The 23970-nt window shown below is 63.5% G+C and carries 25 protein-coding genes; 14 read left to right on the top strand and 11 right to left on the bottom strand.

The window, feature by feature from the left end; translation table 11 throughout:
• Window positions 1–29 precede the first annotated feature (29 nt).
• Both ACOYW5_RS09695 and ACOYW5_RS09690 read left to right on the top strand, forming a co-directional pair.
• Complete coding sequence (locus ACOYW5_RS09695) at window positions 30–380, top strand: response regulator (protein ID WP_423069044.1); 351 nt, start codon at window positions 30–32, stop codon at window positions 378–380.
• Between the two features lie 12 nt (window positions 381–392).
• Window positions 393–1952, top strand: a complete 1560-nt coding sequence (locus ACOYW5_RS09690; protein WP_423069043.1) for a sensor histidine kinase — start codon at window positions 393–395, stop codon at window positions 1950–1952.
• A gap of 294 nt (window positions 1953–2246) precedes the next feature.
• Here the strand turns inward: ACOYW5_RS09690 and ACOYW5_RS09685 are convergent, their stop codons facing one another.
• Window positions 2247–2417, bottom strand: coding sequence for a hypothetical protein (locus ACOYW5_RS09685; RefSeq protein ID WP_423069042.1), 171 nt, complete (start codon window positions 2415–2417; stop codon window positions 2247–2249).
• Window positions 2418–2800: 383 nt separating this feature from the next.
• Here ACOYW5_RS09685 and ACOYW5_RS09680 point away from each other — a divergent pair, with 383 nt between their 5' ends.
• From ACOYW5_RS09680 to ACOYW5_RS09670, 3 genes are all read left to right on the top strand, one after another.
• Complete coding sequence (locus ACOYW5_RS09680) at window positions 2801–3583, top strand: hypothetical protein (protein ID WP_423069041.1); 783 nt, start codon at window positions 2801–2803, stop codon at window positions 3581–3583.
• A 267-nt stretch (window positions 3584–3850) separates the two neighbouring features.
• On the top strand, window positions 3851–4954 hold the full coding sequence (locus ACOYW5_RS09675; RefSeq protein WP_423069040.1) for an endonuclease/exonuclease/phosphatase family protein: 1104 nt from the start codon (window positions 3851–3853) through the stop codon (window positions 4952–4954).
• 266 nt (window positions 4955–5220) lie between these two features.
• Window positions 5221–5745, top strand: a complete 525-nt coding sequence (locus tag ACOYW5_RS09670; protein ID WP_423069039.1) for a CAP domain-containing protein — start codon at window positions 5221–5223, stop codon at window positions 5743–5745.
• Between the two features lie 77 nt (window positions 5746–5822).
• On the opposite strand, the gene ACOYW5_RS09665 is transcribed toward ACOYW5_RS09670, so the two are convergent.
• Together ACOYW5_RS09665 and ACOYW5_RS09660 are read right to left on the bottom strand one after the other, a co-directional pair.
• Complete coding sequence (locus ACOYW5_RS09665; RefSeq protein ID WP_423069038.1) at window positions 5823–6374, bottom strand: hypothetical protein; 552 nt, start codon at window positions 6372–6374, stop codon at window positions 5823–5825.
• Window positions 6375–6378: 4 nt separating this feature from the next.
• On the bottom strand, window positions 6379–6654 hold the full coding sequence (locus tag ACOYW5_RS09660; RefSeq protein ID WP_423069037.1) for a hypothetical protein: 276 nt from the start codon (window positions 6652–6654) through the stop codon (window positions 6379–6381).
• A 124-nt stretch (window positions 6655–6778) separates the two neighbouring features.
• Between ACOYW5_RS09660 and ACOYW5_RS09655 the strand changes: the two genes are divergently transcribed.
• Both ACOYW5_RS09655 and ACOYW5_RS09650 read left to right on the top strand, forming a co-directional pair.
• Window positions 6779–7501 (top strand): SOS response-associated peptidase, encoded by a 723-nt coding sequence (locus ACOYW5_RS09655; protein WP_423069036.1) that lies wholly within the window; start codon window positions 6779–6781, stop codon window positions 7499–7501.
• A gap of 14 nt (window positions 7502–7515) precedes the next feature.
• Window positions 7516–7944: a PAS domain-containing protein gene (locus ACOYW5_RS09650; protein WP_423069035.1), complete on the top strand. Its 429-nt coding sequence runs from the start codon at window positions 7516–7518 to the stop codon at window positions 7942–7944.
• A 101-nt stretch (window positions 7945–8045) separates the two neighbouring features.
• On the opposite strand, the gene ACOYW5_RS09645 is transcribed toward ACOYW5_RS09650, so the two are convergent.
• From ACOYW5_RS09645 to ACOYW5_RS09635, 3 genes are all read right to left on the bottom strand, one after another.
• The gene (locus tag ACOYW5_RS09645) at window positions 8046–8699 is read right to left on the bottom strand and encodes a hypothetical protein (RefSeq protein WP_423069034.1); all 654 of its coding nucleotides are present in this window, start codon (window positions 8697–8699) and stop codon (window positions 8046–8048) included.
• A 342-nt stretch (window positions 8700–9041) separates the two neighbouring features.
• Window positions 9042–9560: a hypothetical protein gene (locus ACOYW5_RS09640; RefSeq protein ID WP_423069033.1), complete on the bottom strand. Its 519-nt coding sequence runs from the start codon at window positions 9558–9560 to the stop codon at window positions 9042–9044.
• Between the two features lie 380 nt (window positions 9561–9940).
• Entirely contained in the window at window positions 9941–11350 is a 1410-nt protein-coding gene (locus ACOYW5_RS09635) for a glycosyltransferase family 2 protein (protein ID WP_423069032.1), read from the bottom strand.
• A gap of 95 nt (window positions 11351–11445) precedes the next feature.
• Between ACOYW5_RS09635 and ACOYW5_RS09630 the strand changes: the two genes are divergently transcribed.
• Entirely contained in the window at window positions 11446–12327 is an 882-nt protein-coding gene (locus ACOYW5_RS09630) for a transporter substrate-binding domain-containing protein (protein ID WP_423069031.1), read from the top strand.
• Here ACOYW5_RS09630 and ACOYW5_RS09625 read toward each other — a convergent pair whose 3' ends face one another.
• Complete coding sequence (locus tag ACOYW5_RS09625; protein ID WP_423069030.1) at window positions 12328–12732, bottom strand: tellurite resistance TerB family protein; 405 nt, start codon at window positions 12730–12732, stop codon at window positions 12328–12330.
• Window positions 12733–12876: 144 nt separating this feature from the next.
• On the opposite strand from ACOYW5_RS09625, the gene ACOYW5_RS09620 reads away from it, so the two are divergent.
• Complete coding sequence (locus ACOYW5_RS09620; RefSeq protein WP_423069029.1) at window positions 12877–14490, top strand: lysine--tRNA ligase; 1614 nt, start codon at window positions 12877–12879, stop codon at window positions 14488–14490.
• Between the two features lie 86 nt (window positions 14491–14576).
• Here ACOYW5_RS09620 and ACOYW5_RS09615 read toward each other — a convergent pair whose 3' ends face one another.
• Complete coding sequence (locus ACOYW5_RS09615) at window positions 14577–15221, bottom strand: S24 family peptidase (protein ID WP_423069028.1); 645 nt, start codon at window positions 15219–15221, stop codon at window positions 14577–14579.
• A 117-nt stretch (window positions 15222–15338) separates the two neighbouring features.
• Between ACOYW5_RS09615 and ACOYW5_RS09610 the strand changes: the two genes are divergently transcribed.
• Genes ACOYW5_RS09610 through ACOYW5_RS09600 form a run of 3 tightly spaced genes read left to right on the top strand, consistent with a single transcriptional unit; the run spans window position 15339 to window position 18104 of the window.
• Complete coding sequence (locus ACOYW5_RS09610) at window positions 15339–16583, top strand: MgtC/SapB family protein (RefSeq protein WP_423069027.1); 1245 nt, start codon at window positions 15339–15341, stop codon at window positions 16581–16583.
• 49 nt (window positions 16584–16632) lie between these two features.
• Window positions 16633–16998, top strand: a complete 366-nt coding sequence (locus tag ACOYW5_RS09605; RefSeq protein WP_423069026.1) for a DUF952 domain-containing protein — start codon at window positions 16633–16635, stop codon at window positions 16996–16998.
• The gene (locus tag ACOYW5_RS09600) at window positions 16995–18104 is read left to right on the top strand and encodes a quinone-dependent dihydroorotate dehydrogenase (RefSeq protein ID WP_423069025.1); all 1110 of its coding nucleotides are present in this window, start codon (window positions 16995–16997) and stop codon (window positions 18102–18104) included. The genes ACOYW5_RS09605 and ACOYW5_RS09600 overlap by 4 nt, the downstream gene beginning before the upstream one ends.
• A 19-nt stretch (window positions 18105–18123) precedes the next feature.
• On the opposite strand, the gene ACOYW5_RS09595 is transcribed toward ACOYW5_RS09600, so the two are convergent.
• The gene (locus ACOYW5_RS09595) at window positions 18124–18804 is read right to left on the bottom strand and encodes a hypothetical protein (protein ID WP_423069024.1); all 681 of its coding nucleotides are present in this window, start codon (window positions 18802–18804) and stop codon (window positions 18124–18126) included.
• Between the two features lie 228 nt (window positions 18805–19032).
• On the opposite strand from ACOYW5_RS09595, the gene ACOYW5_RS09590 reads away from it, so the two are divergent.
• Both ACOYW5_RS09590 and pdeM read left to right on the top strand, forming a co-directional pair.
• Window positions 19033–21540 carry a ligase-associated DNA damage response DEXH box helicase gene (locus tag ACOYW5_RS09590; RefSeq protein ID WP_423069023.1) on the top strand — a complete coding sequence of 836 codons (2508 nt, stop codon included), beginning with the start codon at window positions 19033–19035 and terminating at the stop codon, window positions 21538–21540.
• Entirely contained in the window at window positions 21537–22268 is a 732-nt protein-coding gene (pdeM, locus tag ACOYW5_RS09585; RefSeq protein WP_423069022.1) for a ligase-associated DNA damage response endonuclease PdeM, read from the top strand. The genes ACOYW5_RS09590 and pdeM overlap by 4 nt, the downstream gene beginning before the upstream one ends.
• 3 nt (window positions 22269–22271) lie before the next feature.
• Here pdeM and ACOYW5_RS09580 read toward each other — a convergent pair whose 3' ends face one another.
• Complete coding sequence (locus ACOYW5_RS09580) at window positions 22272–23027, bottom strand: TIGR02186 family protein (protein WP_423069021.1); 756 nt, start codon at window positions 23025–23027, stop codon at window positions 22272–22274.
• Window positions 23027–23959 (bottom strand): sulfite exporter TauE/SafE family protein, encoded by a 933-nt coding sequence (locus tag ACOYW5_RS09575; RefSeq protein ID WP_423069020.1) that lies wholly within the window; start codon window positions 23957–23959, stop codon window positions 23027–23029. The genes ACOYW5_RS09580 and ACOYW5_RS09575 overlap by 1 nt, the downstream gene beginning before the upstream one ends.
• Window positions 23960–23970 lie beyond the last annotated feature (11 nt).

Genomic DNA, 23970 nt, shown 5'->3' with positions numbered 1-23970 from the left:
GACCAGTGTGGCCTGAGAGGGTGCAGTTCATGAAGATTCTGATCGTCGAGGACGAACCGTTGATACGCATCGGTCTGTCGTCGCTGGCGACGGACTGGGGCTATGAGGCACTGGAGGCGGGCAACGCCGACGAGGCCATAGCTATGATCGAGCAGAACCCGGGGGTGAGGCTCGTCCTAACGGACGTGGACATGCCCGGCACAATGGACGGCATTAGGCTGGCGCACTTCATCCGCCGTCGCTGGCCGCCAATCAAGCTCGTCGTAATCTCGGGCAAGATGGCCGTAAGCGCATCCGAGTTGCCCGAGGGCACTAGGTTTTTCGGCAAGCCCTACCAAGACCATAAGTTGCATGAGGCGATCACCGAACTATTGCTCTAGGGGGAAGGGAAAATGAGTTCAGCTTCCGGCGCGGCCAGTTCGGTCGCTGTCGACCGTAGGAAGCCAGCGTGGCCGCGGAAATGGGAGCAGGCAGACACCGTGGTTGCCTTCGGCAGCCTCCTGGTGGCAACGATTGTGGCCATCTTCGTGCTGTTGTGTTTTCAGGGCTACGACACCACCGTCAACGAAGCCAAGGCCCGCGCCCAGCGGGCAGCTGCCATCGTTGCCGAGGGCGTCGAATGGATTCTGGCTGCCACCAAGGCTCCGTTGGAATATGCCGCGCAACAGCCGGAGGATGGCGCTGCCGTCGACCTCCGGACAGCTTTTGGCAACGCGACGAGGGCTGCATCGGCGCAGCCCGGCGGAGCTCGCCTGGCGGTCTACGACGCGCAAGGGACGTTGCAGCCGGGCCTGCACTGGGAAGGCGCTCCGGGTAGTATCGCTGACCAGGACGACTTCAGGCGCCTCGCTGCGGGTGGGCTCTATGAACTGAGCGCCCAAGAGGGAACGGGCGACCAAGCCACTTTTTCAGTTTCGCGCCGTTTGGGCACTCGGGACTTCGCCGGGGTAGTAAGGGCAACTTTGCCGGCTACGGTACTGTCTGAGTTCTCCATCCCTCAAAATCTGGGACCGAACTCGACCGTCAGCGTCATTCGGCTGGATGGACCCATCGTCGCGAGAAACCCGTCACTTAGTCGCCCGACGAACCTCAGCGGCACCGACGCCATGCGGAAAATCGCGGAAGCCCCGAGCGGGGCCTACGTCTCGGAGGCTTCACCGGTCGATGGCATAGCCAGGATTGTCGGGTTCCAACATGTCGACGGCTTCGACGCCGTGGCGGTCGCGTCAATCTCCACGACCGAGGCGCTCGGCGGCCTGTGGTACTCGATCTGGGTCGTCTCCCTCTTACTGGCGCCGTTTGCCCTTGCCGTGTTGTTTGGTTCGGTGATGACGGCGCGGGCGCTGAGGAAGGCGCAAGCCAGCAGCCGTTCGCTGGGCGCGGCCCTCGAGCATAACGAGCACCTTTTCAAGGAAATCCATCACCGGGTGAAGAACAACCTCCAGTCGGTGAACTCGCTGCTCCAACTGCACCCGATCCCGCCTGCAATCCGCGCGGAGTTCGCAAGGCGCATTTTTGCAATGTCGGCTGTACACGAGCACATTTACACCAGCGGCAATTTCTCCGACGTGCGGGTGCGCGACTACCTGCACACCTTGATTGAGAATATCCGGGGCCAGGCGGGGACTAATATCAGTGTGGAGGAGGATCTGGAGGACGTCGTGGTAGACAAGGATGCCGCCGCGCCGCTGGGCTTGATCCTCAACGAGGTCCTCTCGAACAGCTTCAAGCATGCCTTTCCCGACGGGAAACCCGGAGTGGTACGGGTCTCATTGAAGCAGACGGTCGACAAGCGGGTGCAACTTTCCGTCACCGATAATGGGGTCGGGTTCGACCCTGCTGTGGCCGGAAAAGGCATCGGTCGTAAGCTTATCGCCGGATTTGCCCAGCAACTCGGTGGAGAAGTAACGGTGGCCGCGGAGAACGGCTCGATATTCGTCCTGCTGTTTTGACCGGCGGCTAAACCGCGTGGTGCGGGAGCCTTCACTATCCGCCACACCAAACCGGGTGCGCATGGCCAGGTCCTGTGCTGCCGAGTGACCACGCGGGCCAGGGATGGGCGCCGCCCGCGCTCGCAGTTGCGCCTGTTCCGACGCGGGTCTAGCCTGCCGCCCGAGGCCACTCCTTCGCTTGAAGCGTGGAGGAAACCAAATGGTCCGATCTGTTGCGCTCGTCATCCTGCTGACGCTTGCCACCGGGAGTGCTGTGGCAGCCCCGAAAATGTCGATTGGCGGTGGGGCGCTTAGCTACACATGCTCGAAAGAGAGCGGCCAGACGCCCACCTGTATCTGCTCGGGATATTTCGATTGCAAGGACATGATCGATGATCGTGTGTGCAGGCGCGGAATCACCCAATGTGGGGTCGACAGGAAGACCGGCACCGAAACCTGCTCTTGCACGTGGCGGACATCGATCATGCCAAGATCCGGCACCATTGCGCCGGAACTGAAGATGCAACGCCAGTAGGAGGCGCGAGCCTCCAACTGGCTTCTATGGCAGTACAGCCACCGAAGCCACCGAGCGCGACAGCGAGCCGAATGATCGCGGCCAACTCGAGCCGCCAAGCCCGTTGTGCCTGTCACAATATGAGGCCTGTCACAACGACGGCGCGCGGAAAGTCCCTGTCTGCAAGGGCTTCAGGCCTGCTTGTGACAATGTGACCGATGTGACGGTGCCGCCTTTTCGTCGACGCGGAACGAATCGCTCGAGCGAACAACTTACAAGACGGCCGGTCAGTTGGATCAAGACCTCTTGAGTGCTAGTGTTGCTTGTCTCCATCCCGTTAACTGCGAGGTTGAGCTTGGCCGGGTGGAAGCAACCTAATGAGCTGCTGCAACTACGGGTGACGGAGAGCCTGAAGTGGCTGGACGGTGTGCTTTGGGCGCAAGTGACCATTGGCGGCGCGGCGATAATCGCCAGACTGCTCGGCCTCGCGACATTCGAGTTTGCAGGCTCTGATGTAAACCTCGCAGATGCGTGGGTCATATTTCTCATTTTGACGGCCGCGCACTGGTATTGCGCTGTAATGTTTGCGCGCAGCGTCGCCCAAGCTGCCGATGACTTGCTAAGTGTTGACAAGAAGGAGGTGTTCTTGCGCGTCACCGCCACCGGCGGGCTCTTCGTGAGAGGGATGATCCCAAGGCGAGCCGAGCATTCAGACTCTTTGGATCTGCGCATTCATCCCAGTGACCTCAGTGGATGGGCAGCATTGATTGCCATGCCACTGTTGGTGGCTGCCATCACGCCGTTCGAAATCAACGATTTGTCCCTGGTGCTTTTCTTGGCCGGCCTTTTCCTCGCCCACGCGAACTGGCTGATTGGCTCATACTGGGTTGCCGCCCTTACAGACCTTGATTCATCGCACAGCAGGCTGAGGAACCATCCGTGGATGGGATCGCTGCCGATGTTCCTCTTTTCCGATACCAAAGGCGGCGATGTAGTAAAAGCTAGCCCCGTTGCGCTTTTGCTGGTTGGCTTTCTGCTGATGAGTCAGCTCGTCTTTCTTACAATTGCATCGCCAGCCCTCTTGCTGTGGGCGTTGGTGCAACGCTTCTCTCGCGGGAAGCCGGCGAGCAGAAAATAGGTCGGCTGTTCAACGAACGGCGAACCAGCCATTGCCGTCACTAGCTTCCGTAGTACCCGCGAACGTACGTCCCGTCCTTTCGATAATGGCCCGGCACGTACACGGTCTTCGGGCGACCTGTGGCGGCGCTGACCGTCGTTGCTCACGTCCTGAACCTCATCCGCCAAATAAAACGTAAATGCATCACCGCCTTAGCGCTCGTCATGGCAAGACGACGACGTAACGATCTGTCTGTTTATTTCCATGCACAGACATCGAGGGGCTCACATGACGGCGTGGAAAATAGCGGTTGGACTTCTATTTGCGTTCGTAAGCAGCGCGCATGCGGCGCCGCTCCAGGTGATGTCATGGAACGTCGAGAACCTATTCGACACCGCTGACGACGCAGACAATCCCCAAGACGACACCTATTTGCCATTGGCAGTGAAGCAACAGCGGGGACAGGCCCACATCGATCACTGCAATGAGCTCAATCCAGGCGGAGGATTCTTCCGGGACCAGTGCCTGCAGCTGGATTGGAGCGACGCGGTCTACCAGACAAAGCTGACCCGAATTATAGACGTGCTGTTTTCAATGGGTAGTCTGCCGGACATCTTGGTTCTGCCGGAGACAGAGAACAAGCAGGTTGTCGACGACTTAGTCGCCAAGTTGCCTGCCGGCAGCTTCCCAACCGTTGTCGCTCTAGATTCCAGCGATGAGCCAATCAGTCGTGGCATCGACGTCGCCATCATCTCAAAGCTACCGCTCGTGGGCAGTCCAATTGCTCACAAGGTCAACTTTGCTGGTGACTCTGATGAGTGTGGCGCCACCCGAGACATAGTCGAGGCAACATTCGCACTGCCCAACGGGGATCCGCTCACGGTTCTGGGCGTGCATCTGCCCTCGCAGGGCAATCCGCAGGAATGCCGGATACGCGTGTTTCAGCAGCTCAGCGATATCAGCGCAGGTAAAGGGCCCGGAGCCCTCGTGCTAACGGCCGGTGACTTCAATTTCGACTGCACCGAACTGACGTCTGCGCTCTACGATCGACTGACGCAGCGTGGAAACTGGTACCTTTCGCCGGTTATTACGGCCAGCTGCAACGCGCCTGGCTCGAGCAAATTCCTCGATGGGCTTACGTCCTGGAATACGTGGTCATACCTTGATCAGATACTTGTTTCACCCGGCCTCAGCGCTACGCAACCGTCGGTGATGAACTGGTTCGCAGACCTGGGCAGCTTCCAAACTGTGGTGGTTCACGCTCAGCAGATCATGGTCGACAAACAGGACAAGGGATTCGTCGAGCCGCGGCGGTTTGACCCGAAGACGGGGCTCGGCGTGACCGATCACTGGCCTGTTCTGGTGCGACTTCTAAATCGGCGTGGCTCCTAGGACTACTAACATCCACGCCAACCAGCGAGGTGCGCTAAATGGGTAGTCTTGCAGCGTTTTTTCGGACATCGAGTCGGCTAGCTCGGCGAAGCAATGCCGCGGTGAAACTGTTGCTCGCTGTCGGCTTGGGAACGGCCTGTCTCGGTTACGTAACGCAGTCCGTCGCTGCCCCTCTAAAGGGTGCAGCATCCTGTCAGGACATCGACCTTTCCTTGCAGCCTCAATCTGCGTTTCCAAACACTCCGCGTGGACGGGTCGACTTCAGGATGCAGACATCGAAGATCGAGAATGCAGTGCTCTGCCTCGTGAATGCAGAGCGGGGCAACTTGCCTCCGCTCGTTAGGTACCGGTCCTTGGGTGCGATCGGGATTCCGCTGGCGCGCGCCGCAAGCAAGCACGTAACTGCTGCCATCGCCCTGAAATGGTGGGGTCGCGTGACACCCGGCAAGGACTGTCGCCCCATCAGGGACAATCCGCGCCTATGTGATCCGCATATCAATCCGCAGACAGGCTCAACGCCAGGAAGTCGCGCCGAAGCCGAAGGCTATGGCCGAAACTGCAGAGAGTCTTACGTCGCGGAGAACACCTATGCAGGCTGGGGAGGCAACAAAGCCTCGCCGCGAGCCGCGGTGGAGTGGTGGATGAACAGCCAGCTCCACAAGGCGACTATTCTAGACCCCAAATACCGGGAACTTTACACCATCGTCACCCTGGGAAGCGCGGACCCGGATGCCGGATCGGTGTCTCCGGCCGCGAGCTACGTTCAGATGTTTGGGGTCTGCACCAAATAGGCTACGACACCCCTGTCAGAACGAGTTCCGAACACCCGTTTACAAGCTTCCTGGCTGCCTGTGCCAATCTGACAGGGCTAAGCCCCGCCGCGGATGACGCGCAACCCACCGGCTCCCGCTTGTCGCTGCCGAACGCTCCGATCGGGCGGCGGCTCCGGTGGCGTCGTATCCCACGTGATTGATATCGCCTTCGTCTCGCAACCGGGGCACTGCAGGCGCATCCGTAGGCGCTCGAGAGGGAAGTCCCAGGGCAGCACCATAAGCAGCGAGTGGACATCAATCCTGAACTCGCCAGGACACGACTTCGCCGCCTTTAGCGCAGCGTGGCGCCGTTGACACTTCAGCCAAGCCGTCCAGCCCCCACTGCGGGCGTGCAGCAGGGTTGCCCATTGCTCGACTGGCGGTTCCTCGGGACGCGCGCCGCATAGTGCGTTGCCTTCGACGCCAGCGAGGTTGCACGGCGGGCTGCCGTCTGCAGCCACCATGAAGGCGACTTCGCTCAGCGTCGGGTTACCATAGCGTGCCTTCAGCGCATGAGTCCTCGCCGTTGCCTGTCGGTCACAGCGCCGGCAGACGATGTTGAGTTCAGTCGGCTGGTAGTCATCGATGCGGCGGTCGTCGGTGGCCACGTCGTCACCGCCGTCCGCCTGCAGCTCGCCGAAGGTCGTTACGCACTTCCGGCACTACCTTTTCGGCTTCACTGAAACTGATAATTGGTCGGGGTGAGCCGCACGCTTCGCAGTGCAAAGCCACCGACAGTTCGCGCCAGTCTGCAGCCAAGTCGAAGTTCTCGCCACAAGTGAATTCCACCATCAGGGGATCTAGACGCTGCTCGTGCCCACAACGGCAGGCGATCAAAACGACCATGCCGGCGTCGGCAAACTGACGGGGGGTGCGGGGCGCGGACATGGGTTGAGTCTCCAACGGGAGACATCACGATACCGCATGGAACAAAAAGAGAACAAGCCGCGAGGGATTGTGGTTGATGGCTGGTGCGGCATACTAGGCCGTCCGAGCTTAGGGAGCCTCCGGCGTGTGCAATCTCTATTCCATCACCACCAACCACGAGGCGATGGTGAAGCTACGTGCCGAGTGGGAGAACGCGATCCGCAACGTGCCGCCACTATATGGCGTGTACCCGGACTACCTCGCTCCGATCTGCACGATGGCCGACGACCGTCGAGTGATGAAACTGGCGAGGTGGGGCCTACCATCCCTCAAGGATCCGGCAAGCGACAAGGTCAACAAGGGCACCACCAACGTCCGGCATCCCTGGTTCGATGACTGGAAGGGCTATCTTGGGCCGGAGCATCGTTGCCTGGTGCCGTGGAACAGGTTCTCGGAGCCGACCAAACTCGAGGACGGAAAGACGGGCTGGGCGTGGTTCGCTCTCAACGAGGAGGCGCCGGTCGCTTTCTTCGCGGGTTTGTGGACGCAATGGCATGGCACTCGCCGCAAAGACGAAGGACCGATGGAGCACGATGTGTTCGCCTTCTTCACCACCGCTCCGAACAGGGACGTGAAGCCGATCCACGAGAAGGCCATGCCGGTCATTCTCACCACCAAGGAAGAGTTTGACGTCTGGCTGCGTGCACCATGGAGCGAGGCCAAAGGACTGCAGCGACCTCTTCCCGATGGGTCGTTGACGGTCGTGGCCGAGAAGCCCCTGAAATGGCTGCCGGTACTCGATGGTGAGCCCGAAGGCGGTGATCCGCTAAGGCTGCCGATGCAGCCCCGCCAACCATCCTTGCTCTAGCTGAACAGCCCATCATGATCGATATCACCCGCCCGTTTGATAGACGTATCGACCCCTCTATGCATTCAGTCAGTCTGGCTGATGCGCGTCGCCCGGACTGCCCCCTGATTTACGTAAACAAGGGCTTCGAGAAGCTCACCGGCTATATTCGAGACGAGGTGGTCGGGCGCAACTGCCGCTTCCTGCAGGGTGCACGAACCGATCGAGCACAGATTGACCGGCTGAGCAGGGCAATGGCCTCAGGGGACCCGATAGTGCTGGACCTTTTGAACTATCGAAAGGACGGGAGCGAGTTCTGGAATCGCCTATCTGTTAAGGCCGTTCGGGGGATCAATGACGAGATCACCCACTTCATCGGCATTCAGTCAGACATTTCGCAGTTGCTTGGTCTTCAGGACAACCTGGAGACGTGGGCGCGTGACCTCGCGGGTGGTAGGCAATGAGTCGCCAGTGGGGTCCGCCATCGGGCGTCGATGACGGGATGGTAAAGTGGACCTAGTCGATCGATACCTCATGGGCCGAGCCACACGCCGAGCCCGCGACCTCAGTAGAGACACCCGTCCGGTCCGCAGGGGCTGCCCTCATCCTCGTCGCCGCCACCTCCGCCGCCTACGCCGCCTACGTTGTTTTCTTTGGCGCCGGGTTCAGTACGGAAAATGTTGTCGCCGTTTTGTAGGATGCCGATCAGCGACACGGCGCCCCTCAGGACGTCGGGCGTCCCTGCCGTGCATTGGCGGTCCCCGTGACAGATTATCGAACAATAGTCGCCCTTGCCATTGCAGTTGGGCTTCACACACGAATAGCCGAAGCCTTTCAGGCTGGTGAAGTCGGCCTTTACCCTCGTGCAAACGCCCTGCAGTTGCCCCTCGCTCGGGCTTTCCTGCATCGGCCTTATGTTCGGCCTCTGCGACTGGAGCGCCGTTACTTGCGCTGCACTGCTCGTATCGCTAGAAATCCAACATTCTGAAAAGTCAGATAGGCAAGTGTAGCAACCGTCTCCATCGCAACACTGATTAGCACTTTGGGTGCTGGTTGGTTTATGGTCTTCTATCAAGCATTGCCAAAACATAAACTCAACAACGTCCGTTCCGGTTTCGGCATTGTCGGGGGCAGCGAACGTTGGGCGGGCAGCCATGCCAATAAGCAGCGTCAGGCAGAAAAGGTACTTGAGCCACTGGAAGCGCCGAACTGTCGACATGAATACCCCCACCGAGGTCCGCCGCTCGAACACTGTGAGTCGCAAAGGTCGGGTCGCGTCTCGCTCTTCGATGGGGATGAGTTTACGTCATCGCGCTGGGGTCGTCTCCGGCGACCTAGGTCGCCAGCAACGGTCGATGATCAGCATCGTTTATATCCCCGCACGGGTTCGCCGCAACAGTCCGCCTCTGCACATTGGCGGGGTGAAGTTGAGTGGCCCGCTGGGATCTGTGGTTGCATTTATAGGCCCCTCAGGAGGTCTCGAGACTCGCGCACCAGTTCCCGGACGTGCGCCATTTCGGCGATCGACTCCTTCGTATTTCGCCCATGCCGGAACCGGCCGTTAGCTGGTCCGCTCGGTGCGCCGCTCCTCGCTCCATGGAAGCGGCAGACCTTCCACCCATTCACAGCCGGCGCCCGACAACGGCATCCCGTTCGCTTCGAGGTGGCCGTGCACTGTGCTGCGTTCGGGAATGCTGGCTTCATGTTCATGAGGTTGACTGCCGATTTCATTCGTACCCCTCCCTTGTGAGACATCGCCGAGGATGGCGTTGGAGTTCGCGATGGCGCCCGGCGCCAGGTAGTAGTGCTTGTGCTCGACAACGACCTTCTGCTGCCCACCACCCTTGAGCTTCTTCATCGCCTCGGTTTGCAAGGCAAAGGTGCGGGTGAGCTTGTTCAATGCCTTCGAATGACAGGTGATGCTCTCGTAGTTGCCGGGAGTGCTATTGAGCCGGCGGGCTGCAGCTATGGAAGCGAGATGCACGGCCGCCATTTGGGTCGCCAGCATGGCTTCCGTGGTGTTCCGAGGCTCGAGACCCACAATGAGCTGTAGGGCCTCGTTCGCCGCAGCGTCGTCCACCTTTCGTGTCGGCTGATCTGGTTCCAGACCATGAGACCAAACGAGACGATCGTACCGATCGCGCTGATGAAGCTGTTTAGGTCTATCCCGTCGGCATTCGAGGTGGGTGACTAGCATCTCCGGCCATTGGCTATGCCGCCTCCCTCACGGGCTCGGCACTCGCGCTACAGGCTGTCGCTGGGTCCGTGCGCAAGTACCACGGGCAAGGCGTTGCCGTTGCCGCCACATCATGACCTCGCAGCGGTGCTACTTCCTTGTCATCCGCCATCAGAAAGGCCCCTCAGGTGATCTGGCAACGAAAGAAGGTTGTTGCGACAGTGTTGCGATGAATATCAACTGGCCAACATCATCGCCGCTAAGTTATTGAACAAAAAGACAAATCATAAGCCGTTGACAAGGCGCATCCAGCCTTTCATCCAGCGGGTTCGTTGCGTCAGCCAGGAGCGGAAATGGACCGGCGCCTCTTCGGCCGTGCGGCTGTCGATGATGTCGGTCGCCATGCCGCGGCGTGCGAGCCGGACGCCGAGGTCGGCGTCCTCGGTCACGTTGAACGGATCCCAGCCACCGATCTCGCGCAGGGCCGAGGTGCGGAAGTGATTGCTGGTGCCGCCCAGGGGCATGGGCAGGCCGAGCCGGGCCAGAAGCGGCAGCATCAGGCCGAACTGGCCCGCATACTCTCCGGCAAATAGCGACGTGAGCCAGTTCTCGCCAGCATTGTCGACCACCAGCTCTGCCTGCAGGCAGACGACACCCGCTCGCGCCGCGAAAGTACTTGCAGCGCGGCGCAGCTGACCCGGCTCCGGAATGTCCTCCGCGTCGTAGACGACAACATGCTCGCCACTGACGAAGGGCAGGGCGTAGTTGAGCGCCTTGGGCTTGGTGCGGGGCAGGGCGTCCGGAACGAGCAGCAGCTCGAAGCGTGGATCGTGCAGCTCTCCCGCCACCGCCACCACCGTCTCCGGGCTGCGCTGTTCGACGAGGAACAGCACCTCGAGCTTTTCCGGCGGGTAGTCGATGTCGCGAATGGCGTTGCCGAGCTGGCGCACCATATGCGCCTCATCGCGCAGCGGCAGCAGCACGGTATAAACCGGCAGGTCGGCATCCTCGAGCAACGGCACTTCGTGCCGCTCCGGCTGCCGGTCAAACGCGGCCCAGAGCCGAAACAGACCCGGCACGGCCAAGAGCGCACCGATCAGCGGCACGAACACCGGCTTCACCACCATCGGTGCGATGACAGCGAGCAGCATCAGCCCGACCATCGCCGCGACGAACCCGAACCGGGACGCCTGCGACAGGTCGACATGCGCGCTGGCGCGCGGCCAGCGCCGGAACAGCCGATGCCGCGCCTCGGTCAGCAGCACTTCTTCGCTCGCCGCCGCCAGCTCGGCGCGGATCGCGCTTTCGGGCACGACGCAGAAGCTCCGCCGAAAGTCCGGATGTCGCTGGGCATGCCGGCTGAGTGCGAGGAACTCGGAAAAGCGCGGCGCGCTGTAGATCACTTCGTGATTGAAAAGCTTGGCCCGCACGGTCCGCACTTCGCCCAGCCGCTCGATGCGCTCGATTACCGGGCTGCCCGGCCGCGTATTGGGCACACGGGTCGCAAAGGTGAGTCCTGCCCAGGTGGCGGCCCGCTCCATGACCAGGTCGTGGCCGAGGCCGAAGCGATTGGCGCAATAGTCAAGCGGGTCCACCTCGAGCGCCAGCGCGGTTTCGAGGTGGAGCAGTGCTTCGGTCTCGCCGTCTATTTGCCCGGCAAGTATTGCGTGAAGAAGCGCCCCCGCTCCCGCCACTGCTTCTCACCAAAATGACTTTAAGTACAACGTATAGTCGCCGATCATTAGTGATCACCGGCGCGTGATCGTCAATCGAAATCGAAACCGGGGAGATGAGGCGGCGCGGCCTCGCCATGAGCGGCGAATTGCGCCATAAGCCGGTGACGATCTCCCGGAACGCCATGCGCGCCTTTCTGTCCGCTCTCGCATTGCTGTTTGCTTTGTCGCTGCCGGCCTGGGCCCAGGCGCTGCCCTATCATATCGATCCGGGCGCCCGCGAAATCGTGCCCAACCTGACGGCGGTCCCCTCGATCCGCTTCCTTACAACTGCGGATTTCCCGCCCTTCAACTTCCGCGACGACAAGGGCGAGCTGGTCGGCTTCAACGTCGACCTGGCCCGTGCGCTGTGTTCGGATCTGAAGATCGCCTGCACGTTGCAGACCTGGCCGTGGGACCAGGCGCCACAGGCGCTGGCCGACAACCAGGGCGATGCGCTAATCGCCGGTCTCGCCCTCACGCCGGAGAACGGCGCGCAATTCGATTTCTCGCAGATCTACCTGATGTTCCCCGGGCGCTTCGTCACCCCGGTCGGCGTCGGGGCCAATTTCGACCCGGCGACGCTGGCCGGCAAGCGCGTTGCCGTGCGGCGTGGTTCGACCCATGCCGCCTTCATTCGTCGCTACCTGGCTGACGTCAACGTGGTCGATTACGACAGCGAACTGGCGGCCCTCGATGGGCTCTCGAAGGGAGAGGCGGACGCCTATTTCGGCGACGCGATGCGCGCCTCGTTCTGGCTGAACGAGCATGTCGGCTGCTGCGAATTCGCCGGTGAGCCCTATTTCCGGCCCGACCTCTTCGGCGACGGCCTCGCCATCGCCTTTCCCGCCGGGCACGACGCCGTACGGCAGGCTATCGACTACGGCCTCGCGCGGCTTAAGCGCTCAGGCGTCTACGACGAACTCTACCTTCGGTGGTTCCCGGTCAGCTTCTACTGATCAGGCGCTGCGCATGCGGGCGCGGGCGCTGGCCTCGATGGCGCCGGTGACGAGGCTGTCGACGTGGAGCCGGTCGCGGACCATCTCGAGCAGGCGCAGTTCTTCCTGCGGCAGCTGTACGTCGACCACCGCGATCTCGACGGCCAGCGCATAGGCCGTGTCGTGCAGCCGCTCCGGGATCACGGCCACGGCAGCATCGAGCACACCTTCGAAACCATCGGCATTGGTCTTGTCGACCGCCGCATTGGCGACGGCGGCAAGCCGGCCCGAGTCATAGCCGTCGAACACCGGCGAGCGCGCGATCAGGTGCGAAATGACGTCGAGCTCATGATCGGAAATGCCCTCGTCCGACGAAGCGGTGACAACCATGATGTGGATGAGAGCGTCCTGGAGCGAGAGTGCCATCGGGTTCCTCTGATGGGCGAAAAGTCCCGCATAACTAGGCAGCGGTGTGCCGCTTGGCAAGGCGCGTGACAGCCGTCGCCATTGACGCACCCTGCCTCGTGGTGCATTTGAGCCCCTCTTCCAACCTTTCGCCAGAGGCCTGCCGTGCCCGCGCCGCTTCCGACCCTTGACCCCGTGTTCTTTGAGCCCGCGCAGACGGCGCGCGCCTGGCCGTTCGAGGAAGCCCGGAAACTGGTCAAACGCGTCGAAAAGCTCGGCCTGAAGGAAGTGCTGTTCGAGACCGGCTACGGCCCCTCGGGCCTGCCGCATATAGGCACGTTCGGCGAAGTGGCGCGCACCACCATGGTCCGCACCGCCTTCCGGCTGCTGACGCGCGACCAGATCCCGACCCGGCTGCTCTGCTTCTCCGACGACATGGATGGGATGCGCAAGATCCCTGACAACGTGCCGTCCAAGGAATTCCTCGAGCCCTTCCTGCAGCGGCCGCTGACCGCGGTGCCGGACCCGTGGACCAACGAGTACGCGAGCTTTGGCGACCACAACAACGCCATGCTGCGCCGCTTCCTCGACACCTTCGGTTTCAACTACGAGTTCGCCAGCGCCACCGAGTACTACAAGTCCGGCAAGTTCGACGCGGTGCTGCTGCGCGCGGCCGAGCGCTACGACGACATCATGGGCGTGATGCTGCCGAGCCTCGGCGAGGAGCGCCAGGCGACCTATTCGCCGTTCCTGCCGATCTCGCCGATGTCGGGCCGTGTGCTCTATGTGCCGATGAAGGAAGTGAACGCCAAGGACGGCACGATCACCTTCGCCGACGAGGATGGCCGCGACACCACCGTGCCGGTCACCGGGGGCCATGTGAAGCTCCAGTGGAAGCCGGATTTCGGCATGCGCTGGGCGGCGCTCGGCGTCGACTTCGAGATGTTCGGCAAGGACCACCAGACCAACCAGGGCATCTACGATCGCATCTGCGCGATCCTCGGCGGCACCCCGCCCGAGCACTATGTGTATGAGCTCTTCCTCGACGATGTCGGCCAGAAGATCTCGAAGTCGAAGGGCAATGGCCTGACGATCGATGAGTGGCTGACCTATGCGGGCACGGAGAGCCTAGGGCTCTACATGTTCCAGAAGCCGCGTGTGGCCAAGCGGCTTTATTTCGATGTCATCCCGCGGGCCGTCGACGAGTACTACCAGTTCGTCGAGGCCTACCAGACGCAGGATACCGCCGCTCGCCTCGAGAACCCAGCGTTCCACGTGCACTACGGCCACCCGCCGGCGGCCACGATGCCGATCACGTTTGCACTGCTGCTCAACATCACCTCAGCGTCGAACGCGCACGACAAGGACGTGCTCTGGGGCTTCATCTCCCGCTACGTCCCGGGCGCGACGGCCGCGACGCAACCCGAACTCGACCGGCTCGCCGGCTACGCCGTCGCCTACTTCAACGACATGGTGGCGCCCACCAAGTCGTTCCGCGCGCCCACCGACAAGGAGCGCACCGCGCTGCAGGATCTGAGCGATCAGTTGGCGCCGCACGAGGGCTCACGCGACGCCAAGGCGCTGCAGGACATCGTCTACGCGGTCGGCAACGCCCACCAGTTCGATCCGCTGCGCGATTGGTTCGGCGCCATCTACCAGGTGCTGCTCGGTGCCGAGCAAGGCCCGCGCTTCGGGTCGTTCATCGCGCTCTATGGTGTGGCGGAGACGCGCAAGCTGATTGCCGACGCGCTGGCGGGGAAGCTGCTGAAAGCTGCGTGATTACAAGTACTTATGGCGAAACACAGCGCGGCTGCTGCTAATTCGGCCGCAATTTGGCCGCGCGGATGAACGCATTTTGAACGGGGCTACTGGCTCGCCCAGATGATGCGGCCCATGCCTTCGATGTCCTTGACCTCGATGACGCGGTCCGGATGCGCCGGGTTGAGCGAGTGCAGTTCGACCACCTTGGGCGTCTGCCGGTGCAGCACCTTGACAAGCACCTCGCCGTCCTTGGTCCGTACCACCACGCGATCGCCGCGGCGAGTCTGTGCCGTGGGCGAGACGACGATCACGTCGCCATCGCGATAGAGCGGCAGCATCGAGTCGCCGGAGACTTCGAGCGCATAGCTGCCGTCTTCGGGGGAGGAAGGGAAGGCGACCTCGTCCCAGCCCTGGCCCTGCGGGAACCCGGCCGGATCGAAAAAGCCGCCCGAACCGGCCTGACCGAGACCGAGCAGCGGCACATAGGCGCGCGGCGTCGACTGCGAAGCGGTCTGCACATAGGCGCCGCCACCGGCGAGGAAGTATTCGAAGGTCTCGCTGGTCGCCTCGAGAATCTTGGCTACGCTCTCGGTGGACGGCCAGCGCTCGCGCCCATCCTTGCTGACGCGCTTCGATTTGTTGAAGGCCGTGGCATCGAGGCCGGCAAGCCGCGCCAGCCCGGACACCGACAGTCCGTGCCGTTCGGCGATCGCATCGATCGCGTTCCAGATGTCACGATGCGAGAGCATCCGCGGCCGAGCCTCGCCTTTATAAGGAAACTTGTCCCATAAGGAAACTAGTCCTAGTGTACGGAGCGCTCGCCGACTTGTAAAGCGCGCGCCAGATCGGAGGGCGGGATAGGCATGATGGATCTCGTGACCCGCCTCGCGGTTGCCTTGGCCATCGGCCTGCTTGTCGGGCTCGAGCGAGGCTGGAAGACCCGCGAGGAGGAGGACGGCCAGCGTGCGGCGGGATTTCGCACCTTCGCGCTATCCGGCCTGTTGGGTGGTATCGCCGCGGCCTTGTCCAAGGTCAGCGATCCGATCGTCCTCGCCGCGATCTTCCTCGGCTATCTAGCCGTGTTTGCGGCCTTCCATTGGCTGGAGGCCAAGGCCGAAAAGAGTTTCAGCGTCACCTCGGTCGTTGCCGGCGCACTCACCTTCGTGCTCGGCGCCTACGCCGTGCTCGGCGAATTGACCGTGGCGATCGGTGCCGCCGTGGTCATGACCCTGCTGCTGGCGCTGCGCACCCAGCTCCACCAATGGGTTGCCTCGCTCAAGTGGCAGGAACTGCGCTCGGTGTTGATCCTCCTCGCGATGACCTTCCTGCTGCTGCCGTTCTTGCCGCAGCAGCCTGTCGACCCGTGGGGCGTGCTCAACCTGTTCGAGATCTGGCTGTTCGCCATCATGATCGCTGCCATCTCGTTCGGCGGCTATGTCGCCGTGCGCATCCTCGGCGATCAGCTCGGCGTGCTGGTGGCCGCCGCTGCGGGCGGGCTTGCCTCCTCCACCGCGGCAACGCTGTCGCTCGCTCGGCTCGGCAAGGCGCATCCCGAATCAGCCAAACTCCTGTCCGCCGGCATCCTCATTGCCGGGCTGGTAATGGCGCTGCGCGTCGGGGTCGTCGCGGCAGTGCTCAATCCGGCGCTGGTCCTGCCGCTCGCCGTTCCGATCGGTGCGCTGGCCGTTGGCCTTGCCGTCGCCGCGGCGTTCCTGCTGCTCACCGGCAACCGCGAAAAGCGCTCGCCAAAACTCGAGATTACCAACCCGCTCGAGATCGGCACGGCACTGAAACTCGCCGCCTTCATCGCTGTCGTCACCATCGCTGCCGAATTCGCCCGGCGGTTGATCGGGTCCACCGCCGTGCTCGCCGTGGCGGCGATCTCCGGCATCGCCGATGTCGACGCAGTCACCGTGTCGATGGCGCGCGCGGCCGGCCACATGGGCCTCGATGTCGCAGCTCTTGCCATCATTATTGCGGTCGGGGTCAACACCGTCTCCAAGGCCGTCATCGCGGCCGTCACCGGCGGCCGCGCTATCGGGCTCTATGTCGGAGTTGCCAGCTTCGTGGCGCTCATTGCTACCGGGCTCGGCTGGTTTTTCGTCCGCTGAACGGCACACGCGCTTGCCATCGCGCCGCCGCTCGCCCAAAAGGCTGGGCATGGTCACACCGATGCGCCGCCCTCAGTTCATCTACAAGGTCGCCAGCCGCGAGATCTACGAGGCCTCGCTCGCTGCAGGCAGGTTCGTCGGCCAGCCGATCGACCTCAACGATGGCTACATCCATTTCTCGACCGCAGCCCAGCTCAAGGAAACCATCCGGCTCTACTTCGCCGGGCTCAAGGGCCAGGTGCTGTTCGCCGTGCCGGTCGCACCCTTCGGCGAAGCGATGAAGTGGGAAGCCTCGCGCGGCGGCGACCTGTTCCCGCATCTTCATGCCGAACTGCCGATGTCGAGTGTGACGCAGATGGCCGATCTCGACGTCCCGGCCGACGGCATCGTAATCCTGCCGGAGTGGGTGAAATGATCTTCTCCCGCCTCTCACCGTTGCTTCGGATCCCCGCCCTCTCGGGCCTGACGCGCGAAGCGCTGCTCAAGATGGACCCCGAGATCGCCCACGGCGCGACCATCGCGGCACTGCGGCTTGGTCTCGCGCCGGAGCAGGAGGGCCCGGACGCACCGGAGCTGAAGACGACGCTTTGCGGGCTCGACCTCAAGAACCCGATCGGCATGGCCGCCGGCTTCGACAAGAATGCTGAGGTGCCCAAGCCGCTGGCCCGCATGGGCTTCGGCATGGTCGAGGTCGGCACGGTGACGCCGCGCCCGCAGGTGGGCAATCCCAAGCCGCGGCTGTTCCGGGTCGGACCGGCCGAGGGCGTGATCAACCGCATGGGCTTCAATAACGAGGGGCACGAAGCGGCCTTTGCCCGGCTGAAGGGCGCCCATGTCGGCGCCATCCTCGGCGTGAACATCGGGGCCAACAAGGATTCCGAGGATTTCGTCGCCGATTATGTGGCCGGCGTCACCCGCTTCGCCGAGGTGGCTGACTACCTGACGGTGAACATCTCCTCGCCCAACACGCCCGGGCTCAGGAACCTCCAGGCCGACGAGGCGCTGACCCGGTTGCTGGCGGCGGTGCTGAAGGCGCGCTCCAAAGCCTCGGTCCGCGTGCCGGTGCTGCTGAAGATCGCGCCCGATCTCGACGAACGGCAACTGGACAATATCGCCCGGGTAGTGCTCGCCACCGACCTCGACGGCCTCATCGTCTCCAACACCACCCTCGGCCGCGACCCCGTACTCGGCATGGAGAATGCCACCGAGACCGGCGGGCTTTCGGGCAAGCCCCTGTTCAATCTCGCGACGCAGAAACTTGCCCAGGTGCGGCAGCGTGTCGGGAGGCTGCCGATCATCGGCGTCGGCGGCATCCATTCGCCGGAGAGTGCGGTGGCGAAGTTCGAAGCTGGCGCCGATGCAATCCAGCTCTACTCGGCGCTGGTGTTCGGCGGGCTCAACCTGCTCGACCGCCTGAAGCGGGGGTTGGTCGCTGCGGTGCGCAGTCGCGGGCTGAAGTCGGTGTCGGAGCTGAGCGGCAAGACCACGGCGGAATGGGCGGCGGGGCAGGCGAGGCTGTAGGCATAAGCCACTCTATCGGTCAGCTCTCCGTCACCAGCTCGACAATCATATCCGCCCGACCGCGCGAGCGCTTGACCAGGTCGTAGTTGGCGAGGTCGACGCGTTCCACATGTTCGCGATTGCGCGCCTCGCTGAACAATCCATGTTCGGCGTGGCGCTTCAGCAGCCGGGCCCGCACGGCCTCGCGTGGAACATCAATGAACACCGCCACATCCAGCAGCGGGCGAACCTGCCACCACGGCGCGTTGGACAGCAGCAGGTAGTTCCCCTCGACCACGAGAATGCGGGCGGCAGTCGGGACGACGAAAGCATCTACGACCACGTCCTCGATCTCGCGCGAGTAGCCCGGCCCGCTGATCGGGGTCGTGGCCGCCTTCACGCCGGCGAGAAACTCGGCGAAGGCAGCGCCTTCGAATGTGTGCGGCGCGCCCTTGTCCTTGACTGTGCCGAGGCTTTCGAGCTTCGCGTGGCGCATGTGGAAACCATCCATCGGCACATAGGCGGCGAGGTCGGGGGCGGTGGTGTTCAGCGCTGCGACCAACTGGGTCGCCAGCGTCGACTTGCCGACCCCAGGACCGCCGGCGATACCAACCGCTATCCGGCCCTCGCGCGTCGCCAGCGCCTGCCGGGCCTTTTCGGCAATCGCTACCAGCGCCTCCTCGGGCGTCAGCTTCAGCACCTGCGGTTCGTTATCGTTCATCTCGTCCTCCGGAGAGTGAGGTAGCGGATTTTCCGCGACCAGACGACCCCCTCCCGGCCTCCCCCGCACAGGGGGAGGTGCAGAATCGGGGCTGTGGCTCGGTGGTGCCCGAACACTCGATAGGACACCTCCCCCTTTATGGGGGGAGGATGGGAGGGGGGCGGTCTGCCTCGGCCCTTGCTCCATCCTGCGCGCCACCGCATACTGCGCACAAACCGAGAACATCACTTGTCCCTCCGCCCAGAGATCACTGACTGGTTCGCGCAAAAGGGCTGGGCGCCGCGGCAGCATCAGTTGAGCGTGCTGGAAGCCACGGAGGCAGGCGCCTCGGCGCTGCTGATCGCCCCGACCGGCGCCGGCAAGACGCTGGCCGGGTTCCTGCCCACCATCAACGACCTGATCGAGAACCCCAGGCAGGGCCTCCACACCCTCTATCTCTCGCCGCTCAAGGCGCTGGCGGTGGACGTGCAGCGCAACCTGATGACGCCGATCGAGGAAATGGACTTGTCCGTCAAGGTCGAGGCCCGCACCGGCGACACCCCCTCGCACCGGCGTCAGCGCCAGCGTACCTCGCCGCCGCATATCCTGCTGACGACGCCGGAGCAGCTGGCGCTGCTGCTCTCGCATTCCGATGCCGACCGCATGTTCAAGGGCCTGAAGCGCGTCGTACTCGACGAACTGCACGCCATGGTCACCAACAAGCGCGGCGAGCTGATGTCGCTGGGGCTGGCTCGCCTCGCGACCCTGGCGCCGAACCTCCGCATCACGGCGCTGAGCGCCACGGTGGCGCGCCCGGATCTCCTGCGTGACTGGATCGCGAGCCCGCTGCCCGATGCGGAGGCGCGGCTGCTGATGGGGCAGGGCGGGGCGAAGCCGCATATCGAGATCCTGAAGTCAGAAGCCGTCATTCCCTGGGCCGGGCATTCGTCGGTCTACGCCATCCCCGAGCTCTATGAGGTCATCAAGCAGCACAAGACGACGCTGCTCTTCGTCAACACGCGCTCGCAGGCCGAGATGCTGTTCCAGGAGCTATGGGCGGCCAATGACGAGATGCTGCCCATCGCCATGCATCACGGCTCGCTGGCGGTGGAGCAACGGCGCAAGGTCGAGGCAGCAATGGCCGAGGGCCGGCTGAGCGCCGTGGTCTGCACCTCGACGCTCGATCTCGGCATCGACTGGGGCGATGTCGACCTCGTGGTGCAGATCGGTGCGCCCAAGGGCGCGAGCCGTATGCTGCAGCGCATCGGCCGTGCCAACCACCGGCTGGATGAGCCATCGAAGGCCCTGTTCGTGCCCTCCAATCGCTTCGAGGTGCTCGAATGCGAGGCGGCATTGGAGGCCGTAGAGAACAATTCGCAGGACAGCGAGGATCCCGTCTCGGGCGGGCTCGATGTCTTGGCCCAGCACGTCCTCGGCAGCGCCTGCGCCATGCCGATCGAGCCGTTGGCGTTCTACGAGGAAGTCCGCCGCGCCTGGCCCTATCGCGAGCTGAGCTGGGAGACGTTCGAGCGGGTCATCGATTTCGTCGCCACCGGCGGCTACGCGCTTCGCGCCTACGAGCGCTACGCCAAGCTCAGGAAGATGGACGACGGCCGCTTCCGCATTGCCCATCCGGGGATCGCGCAGCAGTACCGGTTGAATATCGGCACCATCGTCGAGGAGCCGATGGTGAAGGTGCGGCTGGTGCGGGGCCGGGGGTTTACGAAGGGCGCGTCCACCGGCCCGATCGGTCGCTTCGGCCGGGTGCTCGGGGAGATGGAGGAGTACTTCTTCACGACGCTCACCCGCGGCGACACCTTTCTCTTCGGCTCAGAGATCGTGGCCTTTGAGGGCATGTTCGAGAGCGAGGCCTACGTCTCGCGCTCGCAGGGCAAGGACCCGAAAATCCCGTCCTATATGGGCGGCAAGTTCCCGCTCTCGACCTTTCTCGCCGACGGGGTGCGGAAGCTGCTCGCGCACCCTGACGAATGGCACCTGCTGCCCGATCAGGTCAGCGACTGGCTGCGGCTGCAACAGGAAGCCTCCATCCTGCCGTCGCCGGACTCGCTACTCGTCGAGACATTTCCGCGTGGCGCGCAGAACTACCTCGTCTGCTATCCATTCGAGGGGCGGCTGGCGCACCAGACCCTCGGCATGCTGCTGACGCGGCGGCTCGAGCGCGCCCGCGCCCGCCCACTCGGCTTCGTTGCTTCGGACTACGCGTTGGCGGTGTGGGGCCTCGGTGACTTCTCGGGGCTCATCCGCACTGGCCGGCTGTCGCTCGACGAGTTGTTCGACGAGGACATGCTGGGCGACGATCTCGAGGCTTGGCTCGACGAGAGCCAGCTGATGCGCCGCACCTTCCGCAACTGCGCCATCATCGCCGGCCTGATCGAACGCCGGCATCCCGGGCAGAAGGAAAAGACCGGCCGCCAGATCACCGTATCGTCCGACATCATCTACGATGTGCTCTACCAGCACGAGCCCGATCACATCCTGATCCAGGCGACGCGGCGCGATGCGGCGCGGGGCCTCCTCGATATCGAGCGGCTCGGTCACATGTTGGCCCGCATCAAGCGCCACATCGTGCACAAGCCGCTCGACCGAATCTCGCCTTTGGCGGTACCGGTAATGCTCGACATCGGAAAAGTCCCTGTCATGGGCGAGGCGCGCGAAAGCACTATGGCGGAGGCCGCCGAGGAGCTGATCGCCGAGGCCATGGGACTGGGTATCGAGCAAAGGAAGCGGGCGAATTGACTTCTGCCTGGGCCGCGCGGACGGTCCAAACCGACGATGAAGGCGAGCCCGTGCTGCTGACCTTTTCCGGTCATGTCTTCGAGCCTTTGCCCTCGGGCGCCCTGTGGTGGGCCGTCGAGCGGACGCTATTGGTCGCCGATCTTCATCTCGAAAAGCTGAGTTCGTTCGCCAAGCGCGGTGCCCTGCTGCCACCCTACGACACCGGCCTGACGCTGAAGCGGCTTGAGGCGGACATCGAGCGGACCGGAGCCGAGGAAGTCATCGCGCTAGGCGACAGTTTTCACCGCGACGAGGGCACGACGACGCTGCTCGACGCCGACCGCCTGCGGCTCGCGAGCCTGATGGGCAAGGCGCGCTGTACCTGGGTCTCGGGCAACCACGATCCCGCACCGCATTCCCTCGGCGGGGTCTGCGTGCCGGTGCTGGAGCGCGCGGGCCTGACACTGACGCATGAGCCGCGGCAGGGCGCCGGGCTGATCGCCGGGCACCTGCACCCGGCAGCGCATTTGGCGATGAACGGCCGCTCGGTCCGCCGGCCGTGCTTCGTGCATGACGGGCGGATCATGGTGCTGCCGGCCTATGGCGCGGCGACCGGAACGCTGAACATCCTATCTCCCGCGTTCGTTGGCCTGCTGCACTGGCCGACGCTGGAGGTGGCAATGATCGGGCGGGGGCGGGTGTACCCGGTCAGTCCGAAGCGGCTGGTGCGGGGGTATGACGCGTGGTGACGGCTACCGCCGGAACACTACCCCACCCAGCCATCCCGTGAACAGCGCCAGCGCCACACACACGATGCCGTAGAGCAGCGGCTGCTGCCGTGCCGCCTGGCCGAGGAAGCGTTCGAAGCCGATCTTGCGCACCGAGAAGCCTTCGGACTTGTCGGCGACGATCAGGCCGTCCCGGAACAGGTAGGTGTGCGCGAGATAGGAGCCCGGCGGCGCATCGGCGGGGAGTGCCACCTGCCCGAAATAGAAGGTGTTGGACCTGAAGGTCACGCCGCTCTCGTTGAGCTTGAACATGCCCTTGTTTTCCATCAGCCGCACCAGTTGCGGGCCGAAGGCGAGCGAGTCGTACCAGCTCTCGCCCGGCGCTGCCTCCGGCTGCTTCAACAGCGGGATCGACCTTTCAGCCAGTGTGATCGGGTTGGTGATGTCGGCGAGCCGCGCGTCGCTCAGCACCTGGTAGAAGGACGGAAAGCCCGTGAATTCGACCTGCGAGGTGTTCAGCCAGATGCCGAACTGGTTGGTCTTCTGCCGCGCGATCCGGTTCTGCAGCGGTCCGGTGATGGTGATGATGACGTGATAGGGGCCGGTCGGCATCGCCGTGGTGCCGACATCGGGCTCGATTGAGCCGAACAGGGTCAGCGTCTGCCCGGCAAAGCTCGAGGTGATCGACACCTCGTCCTGGCTCACCTGGGTGATGAGCCGCTCCGCCAGCCCGGGCGATGCAGCAAACATCAGCATGGCGGCGAGCAGCAACCGGCGCATCAGATCACCCCCGCCGCGCCGATCACGGCGGTCGAATAGGCGTCGGATGGGGCCATCACGAGGCTGATGCCGAAACGGATGGCGACGGCGAGAACGAGCAGGGCCAAGAGGGCGCGCAGCTGTTCGCCGCGCAGGTATTTGCCCGCCGAGGCGCCGAACTGCGCTCCCACCGTGCCCCCGACCATCAGGCAGAAGGCGAGGAGGATGTCGACGCTCTGGCTCTGCACCGCGTGCAGGATGGTGGTTGCCGCCATCATCGCCACCACCTGCAACAGCGATGTGCCGATCACCATCGAGCCCGGCATGCGCAGGATATAGACCAGCGCCGGCACGAGGATGAAGCCGCCGCCGATACCGAGCAGCGAGCCGACAAAGCCGATGCAGACGCCGAGCGCCAGCACCGGGATCACCGAGATATAGAGCCGCGATTTCTTAAACCGCACGCGCCAGGGCAGTCCGTGGAACCAGTTGTGCTGGTTGGGCAGCTTCTCACGCGTCACGACACCGGCGCGGCGCTTGAGGATGGCGCGGATGGACTCCACCATCATCAGTGAGCCGACGAAGCCGAGGAGGACGAGGAAGCCGACGGAGATGACGAGATCGAGCTGGCCCGCGGCACGCAACACCTGGAAGGTTGCGACACCACCGAAGGCGCCTAGCACGCCTGACAGCACGAGGTAGAGCGCCATATGCAGGTCGATCAGCCCGCGCCGGTAATAACTGAGCGCCCCCGAAGTCGAGGCGGCGACGACCTGCCCGGTCACCGAGGCCACGGCTACCGAGGAGGGCACGCCCGAAAAGATCAGCAGCGGTGTCAGCAGGAAGCCGCCACCCACGCCGAACAGTCCCGACAGGAACCCGACCGCTCCCCCGATCCCCACGAGGAAGAACAGGTTCATCGAAAGCTCGGCGATCGGCAGATAGACCTGCACGTTGGGCGTCC

The organism is Devosia sp. CN2-171, from assembly GCF_049354815.1.
In the GTDB taxonomy this organism is placed as follows: domain Bacteria; phylum Pseudomonadota; class Alphaproteobacteria; order Rhizobiales; family Devosiaceae; genus Devosia_A.
This window is presented reverse-complemented; position numbering and strand designations above follow the sequence as displayed.